Here is a 12835-nt window from a genome sequence, read left to right on the forward strand (position 1 = left end):
ATCTACACCAACGCGGTGCAGATCGACGCGGCCATCAACCCCGGCAATTCGGGCGGCCCGACGTTCAACGCGGCCGGCCAGGTGATCGGCATCAACTCGTCGATCGCATCGACCGCCACGTCGTCCGAGTCGGCTGGCTCGATCGGCATCGGCTTCGCGATTCCGGCGAATCTTGTCAAGCGCGTGGCCGATGAGATCATCGCGAACGGATCGGTCAAGCACGTGCAGCTCGGCGTGACGATTACGAGTTCCACGGTCGAGGCCGACGGTGTGACCCGTGGCGGCGCGAAGATCACGTCCGGCGGTTCCAGCGCGGCGGTCGTCTCCGGCAGTCCGGCCGACAAGGCGGGTCTTAAGGAGAACGACACGATCGTGGCGTTCAACGGCAACGCGGTGAACAACAACTACTCGCTGCTGGGCTTCGTGCGCGCGGCCGCTCTTGGCGACAAGGTGACGCTGACGATCGTGCGCGACGGCAAGACCATGGACGTGCAGGTCACGCTTGATAAGCAGGAGGCCGCGGTGAGCGGGTCGAACCGCTCGAACGGCAACTCGAACTCGAATGGCAACTCCAACGGCAATTCCAACGGGAACGGCAATAGCAACGGCAACGGTTCCAACGGCAATTCCGACGGCTCCAACGGCAACGGTTACTCCGGCAACGGTTACGATGACGGCGGCCTGTTCGACCCGTTCGGCCAGTGGTGACGCCAGTGGTGACGCCACCCGCGCGGTCACATGGCGCGGGTTCGGTCACAGGGAGCGCCCCGCTCCGCGTGACCTCCCCCTGAAATAGTTGAAATCAAGGGTTGTACGACCCCGGTCACATGGTGCGCCCGCGCCGCGTGACCGGGGTCGCGCCATGTGACCGCCGCTAGTGTGCCGCGTCAGGAATTCGTCAACGAACTTCTGACGCAGCGCACTGGTCCCTGTTCGACCAATGGCGTGTTGGTTGCCAATTGGCAACCATCATACCGACCGCCTCAAAGGCACTGAGCAGGCGAAATCCCTGCGATTCCGCCATTTTCCCTCTTTTCCCGTTGCTGCTGGTTGGTTGCCAATTGGCAACCAACATGCCATTGTCCGAGCAGGCATCATGCCAGGCCGGGCAACGGCCAACATCCTGCGCCAGAAATTCGTCAACGAACTTCTGACTCAGGATACCAGGGCGCATAGGGCACATCAGAGTGTAGCGGTGCGCGCCGGCGCCGGTGCCGGCCCTGCTCATCCGCGGTATCGTGTACGCTCGATCTCGACAATCTTTACGCCGTGTATCGGAAAGGCGCGCGGGGCTCATCGCCCGGCGCTGTCGCCGGTGGGTTAACAAGGCGTGACCGAACTGCCGTTCGCGGTGGTGGCCACGCGTGTTGAATCCGCCCGCTGTCACGATCGCGATCGGCTCCGATGCGAGCGTAAGGAGCACCGATGGGCGTAGCGCCACAATCCTCTTCATCATCAACCTCATCAAACAAGACAACCCGCGTAGCAGCCGCAATCGCCGCAATATGCCGCCTGTTTCGTCAGGTGCCGCTGCTGCCGTGCGTGATACTCGCCGCGCTGCCGCTGGCCCTGCTTGGCGAATGGAGGCCGTGGTTCCCGGCCGGCAGCCACATCGGCTGGGGCGCGCCGGCCGCCGCCACCATACAGCATGCCGCCAACGCTGCCAGCGCCGCCAATGCGCAGAACGCCGCCACATCGCCGCTTTCCGCCGCCGCACACGCATCCCCCGTCCGCATCCCCCTGCTGGGTGACCCCGGCGTCGGCCAGTGGCTGATCATCGCGATGGTGCTGTTCGTGGTCGTCGACACGGTCCGCGGCATGATCGACGACATTCGCCACGGTCAGGTCGGCGTGGACCTGCTGGCCGTGGTCGCGATTCTCTCGACGCTCGCAGTGGGCGAATACTGGGCAAGCTGGGCGGTCATGCTGATGATCGCGTCCGGCGAGGCGATCGAGGAATACGCGCAGGCGAAGGCCGAGGGCAGCCTGACCGCGCTGATGCAGGCCGCGCCGCGCACCGCTCATCTGGTTGATCTGCCCGGCGTCAACGCTGCGGTCGGTGCGGCTGTGGTTGCTGATTATTCGGCACATCCCGGCACTGGGCGACCGGCACAGCCTGAAACCGGCGAACGCGCGGCGCATAGTGGCGATGCTCAGGGCCCGAAGTTCGCCCCTATGCGCCGCACGACTCCACGGGCGGGCCATGCAGAACCGCAGTTTCGCACGGTCCAATCAACCACAACCCAGCCCCGCCCCACAGCGCCAAGCGTCACCGCGCCGCAATCCCAGCAATCCCAGCAACCCCAGCAACCACAGCGTTCCCAGCATCTGCGCGACATCCTCGCCGACAGTGTGCGCGCCGGCGACGTGCTCGCGGTGCTGCCGGGCGAAACGGTGCCGGTGGACGGCGAGCTGCTGTCCGGGTCGGCCACGCTCGATCTGAGCGCGATCAACGGCGAGCCGATGCCGCGCGAGGTGTTCGCCGGCGCGCGCGTGCCGTCCGGCGCGATCAACGGTTCGACGATGCTCATGCTGCGCGCGACCCGGCGTGCCGCGGATTCGCAGTATCAGCGCATCGTCGCGATGGTCGATTCGGCGCGGCGCTCGCGGCCGGCCGTGGTGCGTGCCGCCGATCGGATGGCCGTGCCGTTCACGCTGCTCTCGCTGGCGATCGCCGCGGTGGCGTGGGCGGTTTCCGGCGTGCCGACGCGGTTCGCGCAGGTGCTGGTGCTGGCGACGCCGTGTCCGCTGCTGATCGCCGCGCCGGTCGCGTATATTGCGGGTGCGGGGCGGCTCGCGCGCGCCGGCGTGCTCGTCAAGTCGCAGGATGTGATCGAGTCGCTGGGTCGTGTTGGCTGCGTGTTCTTCGACAAGACCGGCACGCTCACGACGAAGCGGCCGCAGGTGACGCGTGTGGAGATGCTGCCCGGCGCGGCGACGCGGCTGGATGAGGATCATGTGCTCATGCTGGCGGGCGTGGTCGAGGGGTATTCGGTGCATATTCTTTCGCAGGGCATCGCGAAGGCCGGCGCGGCGGCGATGGAGCGTCTGCGCGCGCGGTTCGCCGCCGGGCAGCGGCATTGCCCGGATGTGGACGTGGCCGGTGCGCTGGCTGGCGGTGGTGCTGGTGGTGGTGCCGGTGTCCGCGGTTGCGTTGACGCCGGCGTTGGGAATGACGCTGACGTTGCCGGTATTGCTGATGCATCGGTTTCTGGCGCGCTGGCGGGCGAGTATCCGGGCGCGTATCCGGTGGTGACGGATGTCGTCGAGGAGTCGGGGCGCGGTGTGCGCGGCGTGGTGAACGGTCACGCGGTGCGCGTCGGGCGGCTCTCGTTCGCGAACGCGCATGAAGACGGATTCCAGCCCACGCTCGGGGCGGGTGCGAGCGGTGGTGCGGCTGGTGGTGCGGTTGAAGACGTTGTCGGCGCTAAGGCTACCGGTGCGAGCGAGGCCGCGCGCGATGGCATCGGCACCACAGCGGCTGGCGATGCCACTACCGCTGCGGCTGCCGCTGCGGCTGCCGCCGATCGCGACATCCGCACGCGCTTCGGCGTGCTCCGCCCCGACGAGATGGCATCCTATGTGGCGGTGGACGGTATGCTGATCGCCCGCATTGTGTTGCGCGACGTGCCGCGTGAGAACGCGCGCGAAACGGTGTCCCGACTGCGTTCGCTCGGCGTGTCGCGTATCGCGATGCTCACCGGTGACAAGCGCGCGTCGGCGGCGGCGATCGCGCGCGAAACCGGCGTCGGCGAAGTGCATGCCGAACTGTTCCCCGAGGACAAGCTTGCGGTGGTCGCCGCCGCGTCGGGTGCTGGCGAGTTGGCTAGTGCCGCGTCGCGCGCTGGCGCTCGTGGTGCGCGCGGCGGAGCTTCGGTGACGATGATGGTCGGCGATGGCGTCAACGATGCGCCGGTGCTTGCCGCGGCCGGCGTGGGCGTGGCGATGACGGACGGCGCGTCCACCGCCGCGTCCGAGTCGGCGCAGGCGGTCATCATGAATGACGACATCGCCGCGGTGCCGCGCATGATCGCGATCGCGCGTCGCACGCGCCGGGTGATGATGCAGGCGGTGTTGCTGGGGTTGGCGCTCGCCGTCGTGGGGATGATCGCGGCCGCCTTCAACCTGATTCCGGTGGTGGTCGGCGCGTTCGCGCAGGAGGCGATCGACGTGGTGAGCATCCTCTGGGCGCTCACCGCCCTGCTGGATCGCGACTAGTGGTCAGCCGCGCATTGTGCGGATGCGCGCTGTGCGGATGCTCGCTGCTCCCGTTTCACCCTTTGACACGATTCGTCACCACGTCGTTACACCCCCGTATAGTTTGGCATTGTAACGTGTCTATACGGTACTGGCCGATGAAGGTCGATTGGTCACGGTGCGATTCGCAGGAGTCGCCGTGGCCTGTTCGCACTGATGCGGATGCCCCTTTAGGTGCCCCTAGAGGTCATGCGGCCGGGATCGCACAAGACCGCCCGTAATGGGGAAAGGAAAGAGAAGCATGGTTTCCAGATTGGGATTAAGAAAGGTCATGGCGGTCATCGCGACCGGCGCGGCATTCGCCATGATTGCGCCGACGATGGCCGTCGCGCAGCAGACTACGCCCGGTGATACCACCGTCGTCGCCGACGATGCCGCCGAGCGGACCACATGGAGCTGGGTCGACGACTTCACCTCGTTTGAGGCTTCAGTGACTGCACCGTGGGGTGTTTCGTGGGCCAACTCCACTGATACGCAATACAACCCCTTTAATGCCGGCAATATTGGGAATTTCACGAATCAATCAGCTAACGATCCTGCGAATCGGTATTGGTTCACCAATGGAGGGACTAAAACCGGTACGATCGGCTACCAGACCGTTGATGGAGTCAAGCGTGGCGTGGTTGGCGCCAATAGTGTCAGTACCCACAATGGTGGCGCAATTGTGTGGACTGCTCCGAAGGCAGGAACCGTGGCATTGACGCTGAAGAGTGATGAGCCGCGTCGTGTCGCTGGCTCCGGCAACGCGACATTCAGGATTCTGGTCAAGCATGGCACAGCGGCTCTGACCACGATCGCTGAAGTGGCATTGAACAACGGTGAGACTCCGGCAGGCTGGAATGTTCCTCGCATCATTGAGGTACAGGCCGGTGATCAGGTTTATGTCGCTGCCGCCAGTGGCATCGCGCAGTCGACAATCTACGCCACTCCGACTTTCACTTATGAGTCAGGATCGTACAGTTTCGTTGACGGCTTGGATATTGATAATCCGACTGCCGGCTCTTGGACGGTGGAGCGTGAAACTGCTACGAACACTTGGCAGACGGTGACCACGAAGAAGACCGGCACCGATGACTACGGCATCTTCTTCTACGATACTTGGTTCGGCGGCGGCATCGACCGCAAGCGCACCTCGATCACAGCCGCTGCCAGCCGTGACACCATGGCGGGTACCATCATCGATAATTGGAACGATAACCTCGGCACCGCACTGACATGGACCGCGCCGACCGCCGGCAAGATCACCGTCGGCATGCGCAGCAATGAGCCGTACCGCGCGGCGAGCAACAACGGCACTGCCATCACGCTAAAGCTCATGAAGAACGACGAAGTGGTGTGCGAGGGAACCATCGCGTCCGGTGCCACTCAGTCCGCCGACTTCACGAACTGCGTTGACGGCAAGGGTGTGCTCGACGTAGCTGCTAACGATAAGGTTCGCATCGTGTCCCAAGCGGGTAGCGGACAGAATAACGCCTCTGCGCTGCATGTCAGTCCGATTGTCTCCTACGTGACGCAGTCCACCGAAGGCTACACCGCCAAGGTTGCCAACGTGGCTGATTACCGTGGCGATCAGGCGGTCAACGAGTCTGGCGCTCAGGTCGGCCCTGCCACCAAGCTCACCGCTCCCGCCGCCCCCGAAGGCTACGCCTTCGCCGGATGGTACACGGACGGCACGCTGACCACGCCGCTCGCCACCACCGCCAAGACCGGCACCGCCTACGCCAAGTTCGTCAAGGCCTACAGCGATGCCTCTGATGAGAATCCGACGGCAGGTGGAATTGTGCAGTATCAGGGCGGATCTTTGAACGTCGATAAGTACAAGACATCCGATGGTGATGTGGATTACGCAAAGAGTGATCTGCGATTCGGCTATATTACTGAAGTCCCGACTGGGGCGACTTATGATCAGCCGCGATCTGGATGGCTATATGGAACAGCGGCAGATGCTGTGAATCATTCTGCGACTGTGGATGCGACTAAAACCGACGATCAGGGACATTTGATTACTAATCTTGTGTTCACTGGTGTCAGCAAGTCGAACTACAACCGTAGGGTCTACGTGGCTGCGCGCGTTGCATATACGACTGCTGATGGCACTGAGACAATTGCGGTGGGCGAGATCGACGGTCGCAGTGTTCAGGAAGTTGCGACCAAAATCGTCGCTAGTAATTCTGCTACTCAGGAAGAGAAGTCTTATGCTCAGGGCATTCTAAATGCCCTCCAGCAATGAGACGATGAATGACGCCTATGGATATAAAGGATGGAGATAAAACAGATGAGAAAGATCTATCTTGAGCCAGCATTTGAAATTATCAGACTGAATGCTGTTGATGTTGTTTGTAGTAGCTGCGAGGGGGAAACCTGCATCCCGTTCCCGACATTTGAAGCTAATTCCACGCAAATGTGAGTGAGGGAGCACTCTCCCGAGTGATGTATAACGGAGAGTGACAAACAATTGCACGTTGGCCCCTCGACTGTCATGGTCGAGGGGCCAACGCTGTTTGAGCGCTTTATGTGCGCGTTTGAGCGTCATGAGTCGATACGGTGCGGTATCTTCGGTTCGAGACCCTCAGTCCAGCGTCGCCAGCGCTCGCCTCACCCGCTCGCCTCACCCGCGCAAGGTTTTCTCGGGATTTGCCTTGAGTTCGTAAAATCTTTGCGCTAACAGGTCTCGTAGCGCAAGGATTTCTCGGAAAGATCCTTGAGTTCGTAAGATAGTTGCGCTAAGCCGCATCCCAGCGCAAGGATTTTACGAAATGGCCGTTTTCCCTGAGAAATCCTTGCGCTAAGTACGCTAAGTGCGTGTACGCTAAGTGCGCTAAGTGGCATCTCATCAGCATTCCAGCGCAAGGTTTTCTCGAGCTCAAGCCTCGTCCCGAGGTTTTCTTGCGCGTGTGGCCCCTGGACGCTTATGTCCCTGGACGCTTAGACCCTGGACTCTTCGTACTGCGCTGCATAGACGCTGCATAGGCTGCGCCGCATAGACGGCAGCAACCCGACAATCGCGCACAATCGCGCACAATCCGCACAACGACACTCTTTCGCGATATGACCTTGTGCGCTAATCTGTAACGCGTGACTGAATCTTTGAATACCACCGCATCCGCTGCAACCACCGCAGCCAGCCCTGCGCCCGCAACCACCGCAGCCAACCCCGCGCCCGAATCCGCGACCAACCCCGGCGAACTGCGCATCGCCGTGATCGGCTCCGGCCCCGCCGGCGTGTACTCGTCCGACATCTTCCTGCGCCAGCTCAACAAGCTGGGCGACGAACTGGGCCTGGGTACCAAGGCTCGCATCGACCTGTTCGAGAAGTTGCCCGTGCCGTTCGGCCTCGTCCGCTACGGCGTGGCTCCCGACCATCCGTCCATCAAGTTCATCGCATCCGCGCTGGAGAAGACGCTCGACAACCCTGACATCCACCTCTACTGCGACGTGGAATTCGGCAAGGACGTCACCCTTGACGACCTGCTCGCCCGCTACGACGCCGTACTGTTCGCCACCGGCGCCGTCAAGGACAAGCCGCTGACGATCCCCGGCGCCGACCTCGACGGCGTCTACGGTGCCGCGCGATTCGTCGAATGGTACGACGGCTACCCCACCGGCGCCCGCGAATGGCCGCTTACCGCCGAAAACGTGGCGGTGATCGGCGGCGGCAACGTCGCGATGGACGTGGCTCGCGAGCTCATGCGCAACGCCGACGACCTCAAGGCCAAGACCGACATCCCCGACAACGTGTACGCGGGCATCGGCAAGAACAAGGCGAAGACCCTCCACCTGTTCATCCGCCGCGGCGTCGCCCAGGCCAAGTTCAGCGTGCAGGAGCTGCGCGAGATGGAGAAGCTGCCCGGCGTGCAGCTCATCATCAACGAGGACGACTTCGAACTGGACGACGACACCATCGAGGTGGCCGGTCAGGACAAGCTCACCCGACAGATGGTCGAGGAGCTGTTCGCCATCCGCGAGATGGCCGAGGATATGGAGGATGACGGCGACGTCGACTTCGAAGGCAACCCGGCCGATCGCAAATACTACATCCACTTCAACTCCGTGCCCACCGAAATCATCGGCGACAACGGCAAGGTGACCGCCATCCGCGTGGAGCGCACCGAAACCGGCGCCGACGGCAAGATGCACCGCACCGGCGAGTTCACCGACTATCCGGTCGAAGCGGTCTACCATGCGATCGGCTACAAGCCGGCTGAAGCGCCCGGCATCGCCTACGACGAACGCGGCGCGCACCTCGCCAACGCGAACGGCGACGGCCGCATCACCACCGAGGCGAACGGCGGCGACGTGCGCGAACGCCTGTACGCCACCGGTTGGGCCAAGCGCGGCCCGGTCGGTCTGATCGGATCGACCAAGTCCGACGCGCTGATGATCGTCACCAACATGCTGGAGGATCTCGCCAAGGCGGCCGAAGGCGGGCGCGTCGCCGCCGACCGAGATCCCGAATCCATCGATCGTCTGCTCGCCGAGCGTGGCATCAAGCCGATCGACTTCGCCGGCTGGAAGAAGATCGACGCGTTCGAGCGCGCCGAGGGTGCCAAGGAAGGCCGCGAACACAAGAAGGTGATCGAGCCCGAGCAGATGCGCGAGCTCGCCCACGCCGAGTAGCGGCGGTTCGCGCTGAGCAGCACTGTGCAGCAGCAGGCAGCACTGTGCAGCGGCTAGCAGCGCCTTGCAGCGGACGCGCCGCCGGCGCTCAGCGAACATCCAGCCACGCTCTTTAGTGTGGTGGTCATGAACGGTGTTTTGCGGGTGCACGGCCATTTCAACGGGCTGAAGACCACGTTGCTTTTCGGCCTGATGTGGGCCGTCGTCATGCTGGTCTGGTGGGCCACGGGCGGCGGCCGCGCCACGCTGGGAATCTATATCGTCATCGGTTTGGCGACCACATTCGGCACCTACTGGTTCTCCGACAAGCTCGCCATCGCCTCGATGGGCGCGCGCGAGGTCTCCGAGCAGGAGGCGCCGACGCTGTATCGCATCGTGCGCGAACTGAGCGCCAAGGCCGGCAAGCCGATGCCGCGCATCTACATCGCGCCGACCGAAAGTCCCAACGCGTTCGCAACCGGTCGCAACGAGCGTCACGCGGCGGTCTGCTGCACGCAGGGCATTCTGCGCATTCTCAACGAACGCGAGATTCGCGGCGTGCTCGGCCACGAGCTGATGCACGTCTACAATCACGACATTCTCACGTCGGCGATCGCGTCGGCGATGGCCACGGTGATCACGTATCTCGGGTATTCGCTGATGTATTTCGGCGGCGGTTCGCGCGACAATCGCGACAATGGCGGCGGGCTGGGTCTGATCGGCGTGCTGCTGAGTGCGATTCTCGCTCCGATCGGCGCGTCGCTGATTCAGATGGCGATTTCGCGCACGCGCGAGTTCGACGCGGATGAGGATGGCAGTCGGCTGACCGGTGATCCGGAGGCGCTGGCGTCGGCGCTCAACAAGATTTCGTATGGCGCGCAGGCGGCGCCGATGCGCAAGACCGCGGCAACGCAGTCGGTTTCGGCGATGATGATCGCCAACCCGTTCTCGCGCGTCGGTTTTTCGAAGCTGTTCTCGACGCATCCGCCGACCGACGAGCGCATTGCGCGCCTGATGCAGATGGCGCAGGAGATGCGCGGCGTGGCGCAGCAGCCGTATGGCATGCCGGCGATGAGCGGCGCGCAGCAGCCCTACGGTGGCGCGCAGCAGTCCGCGCAGTACTGGCAGTAGTGCGGCGGCTACGGTGCGCGCGGCCATCTTCCGCAAGTCGGGGTCGTGCGCTATAGTGAACATTCGTGCCTTAAACGCGCACTGCGGATGTAGTTCATCGGTAGAACGAAAGCTTCCCAAGCTTTAAAGGCGGGTTCGACTCCCGTCATCCGCTCCACATGTCATCCCGCATTTTCGGCGGAATTTCAACAGTTCCAGACTATTGCAGATTGCGCAAAGCGACTTGCCTCGGCGTAGAACCTGGCTCCGCGCCGAATACTGGTCAATGAGTTGTCGTCCAGCAATCGCCATCCAATCCAATCATCCAAATCAACCAAGCCAAAAACCGCCAAGCCGAGCCGCCGAGCCAACTGAGCCGCCGAACCAAGCAGCCAACCCAGCCGCCAATCAGCGTGATTTACGGCACATTTCATCTGCAATCTGTCTGCAATCCGTCTTCGCGCGACCCAAACGTCACCTTGCGGCGGAATAATGGAACCATGACTATCGCAACGCCCGAACGCTATGCTGAAATGCTGGATGCCGCCCGCCGCGGCGGTTACGCCTACCCCGCGATCAACGTCACCAGCACCCAGACGCTCAACGCCGCCCTGCAGGGGTTCGCCGAAGCCGAATCCGACGGCATCATTCAGGTGTCGGTCGGCGGTTCCGCGTATTTCTCCGGGCAAAGCGTGAACGATCGCGTCACCGGTTCGCTGGCGTTCGCGGCGTTTGCGCACGAGGTGGCGAAGCGCTATCCGAACATCACCGTCGCGCTGCACACCGACCACTGCGCCAAGCAGTATCTGGACGAGTGGGTGCGTCCGCTGCTCGCGCATGAGGCCGACGAGGTCGCCCGCGGTCATGAGCCCACGTTCCAGTCGCACATGTGGGACGGCTCCACGGTGCCGCTCGCCGAGAATCTTGACATCGCCGAGGAGCTGCTCGACAAGTCGGTCAAGGCGCACACGGTTCTGGAGATCGAAATCGGCACCGTCGGCGGCGAGGAGGACGGCCACCGCGCCGCGATCAACGAGAAGCTGTATTCCACGCCGGCTGACGGCGTGAAGGTCGCGCAGCGGCTTGGACTGGGGGAGCGCGGCCGGTACATGGCGGCGTTCACGTTCGGCAACGTGCATGGCGCGTACAAGCCGGGCGTGGTGAAGCTGCGGCCCGATCTGCTGGGCGAGATTCAGCGCGAGGTCGCCACCGCCGTGGTCGATGGGCGCGTCGCGTCGGCTGCGGGCATGGTCGATTTTCCCAATGGCAAGCCGTTTGCGCTGGTGTTCCACGGCGGTTCCGGCTCGGCGCCGGAGGAGATCGCCGAGGCGGTGCGCTACGGCGTGGTGAAGATGAATATTGATACTGATACTCAGTATGCGTTTACGCGCGCGGTTGCCGGGCATATGTTCAGTCATTACGATGCTGTGCTGAAGATCGATGGCGAGGTCGGGCAGAAGAAGTACTACGATCCGCGCTCGTGGGGGCGCGAGGCTGAATCCGCGATGGCCGCGCGCGTGGTCGAGGCGTGCCGCGAGCTCGGTTCCGCCGGTCGCGCGCTGAAGTAACTGAAATAGGCGCCGGCGTCGCTTCCCATGCTGTAGGGATTTGCCCATGATGTAGGGAAGTGCGCATGATGTAGGGATCGCGAATGTGGTGGATTTGTGAAAACGTTGGAATTAAGCCGTTTTTGAGTCCCTGCATCATGGGGTGCTCCCTACATCATGTGAATATCCCTACACCATGTGAGTTACCGCGTGCGTGAGTTTCCCCGCATCGTGTGAGTTTCCCTGCATCGTGTGAAGCGCAGCCGTATAACGCGAAAAACCCGCCGCGAACGCCATTGTTCACTGCGGGTTCACCGTGGTGAGTGAGCTAGGCTCCCTCTCTCGTTTCTCTAGTGCCGCCGACAGCCATTGTCGGCAACTGGGTGGTCTTGTGGGCGTCTACCGCAGTTGCCTGCGGGTGGTCCGTATGGCTGCTTCGCCATCCGTTGAATGAGTGAGACTTACTATACACAAGGTTTACAAAAACCTAAAATAAAGTGCGACACGCCTCAAATTCCAACGTTTCTTATTGTTAAGACTCTTAACTATCACGTATTCGGGGCTGCAAGGGCTATGGGCACTCTCTGGATGCGCGATCAATCCGCGCTGCATGTGCACTCTGCGCGCTCGCGTGGTTGTGCGGCGCGGTGATGCATCGCGCTAAGTTGTTGGCGGTGTGGTTGTCGGACGTTGTTGCTGGCGATCGAAATTCGGGAATATGACGGCCATCTCCCGAATTATGTTCACTGAGTGTGCCTCAGCGATCGAAATTCGGGAGTATTGGGTGTTTTTCCCGAATTATGATCGCTTGGGAAGGCTCAGTGAACAAAATTCGGGAGCAATGGGATGGATTCCCGAATTTCGGTCGCTGAACCTGAAATGAACTTGCAACGGGGGACACCAGTGTCCCCCGTCAGAAGTCCCCCGTCAGAAGTTCGTTCACTATCGTGGAACGCCAACGAAAACCTGGTTGTCCCAGTGAAACGATTTTGCAGGCGCTTCTGTCGTTATCGTGGGTGGTGGTTCGTTGCTGAGCCTTGTTGCTGAGCCGTTGGGATAGTAGGGGAGGGGCGCTTTTCAGGCAGGGCGCTCATCGGGCAAGAAGAACCATGGAACTTGCGCTCAGTGGTGTCCCTGCTCTGACTCCCCTTCTGCACCTCTCTATCTTTTCTCGCTTGTGCTTCCTTTGCGCAAGTATTTTTCGGGATTTGCCCTGAGTTCGTAGAATCCTTGCGCCAAGTGGCGTCTTAGCGCAAGGATTCTACGAAGTTCCCCTTCTTGCCGAGAAATCCTTGCGCTAACGACCCCCTTAGCGCAAGGATTCT

Annotated in this window: 7 protein-coding genes and 1 tRNA gene; 7 read left to right on the top strand and 1 reads right to left on the bottom strand. The window is 62.3% G+C overall.

Features of this window, described 5'->3' with window-relative positions:
• Positions 1–708, top strand: a 708-nt coding sequence (locus EHS19_RS11345; protein ID WP_241677103.1) for a S1C family serine protease, incomplete at its 5' end; no start/stop codon positions are given.
• 190 nt (positions 709–898) lie between these two features.
• Here EHS19_RS11345 and EHS19_RS05540 read toward each other — a convergent pair.
• Positions 899–1456, bottom strand: coding sequence for a hypothetical protein (locus EHS19_RS05540; protein WP_151916787.1), 558 nt, complete (start codon positions 1454–1456; stop codon positions 899–901).
• Here EHS19_RS05540 and EHS19_RS05545 point away from each other — a divergent pair.
• The 6 genes from EHS19_RS05545 to fbaA all read left to right on the top strand — a co-directional run bounded on the left by EHS19_RS05545 (position 1426) and on the right by fbaA (position 11531).
• Positions 1426–4218, top strand: coding sequence for an HAD-IC family P-type ATPase (locus EHS19_RS05545; protein WP_241677104.1), 2793 nt, complete (start codon positions 1426–1428; stop codon positions 4216–4218). The genes EHS19_RS05540 and EHS19_RS05545 overlap by 31 nt on opposite strands.
• A gap of 280 nt (positions 4219–4498) precedes the next feature.
• A complete protein-coding gene (locus EHS19_RS05550) occupies positions 4499–6487 on the top strand; it encodes a hypothetical protein (RefSeq protein ID WP_151916788.1) in 1989 nt (662 codons plus the stop codon).
• Between the two features lie 968 nt (positions 6488–7455).
• Complete coding sequence (locus tag EHS19_RS05555; RefSeq protein WP_151916801.1) at positions 7456–8874, top strand: FAD-dependent oxidoreductase; 1419 nt, start codon at positions 7456–7458, stop codon at positions 8872–8874.
• Positions 8875–9000: 126 nt separating this feature from the next.
• Positions 9001–9984, top strand: a complete 984-nt coding sequence (htpX, locus tag EHS19_RS05560; RefSeq protein WP_151916789.1) for a zinc metalloprotease HtpX — start codon at positions 9001–9003, stop codon at positions 9982–9984.
• Between the two features lie 83 nt (positions 9985–10067).
• A tRNA-Gly gene (locus EHS19_RS05565) sits at positions 10068–10141 on the top strand.
• Positions 10142–10463: 322 nt separating this feature from the next.
• A complete protein-coding gene (gene fbaA, locus EHS19_RS05570) occupies positions 10464–11531 on the top strand; it encodes a class II fructose-bisphosphate aldolase (protein ID WP_151916790.1) in 1068 nt (355 codons plus the stop codon).
• The last annotated feature ends 1304 nt before the right edge of the window (positions 11532–12835 follow it).

Source organism: Bifidobacterium jacchi, from assembly GCF_009078285.1.
Lineage (GTDB): Bacteria > Actinomycetota > Actinomycetes > Actinomycetales > Bifidobacteriaceae > Bifidobacterium > Bifidobacterium jacchi.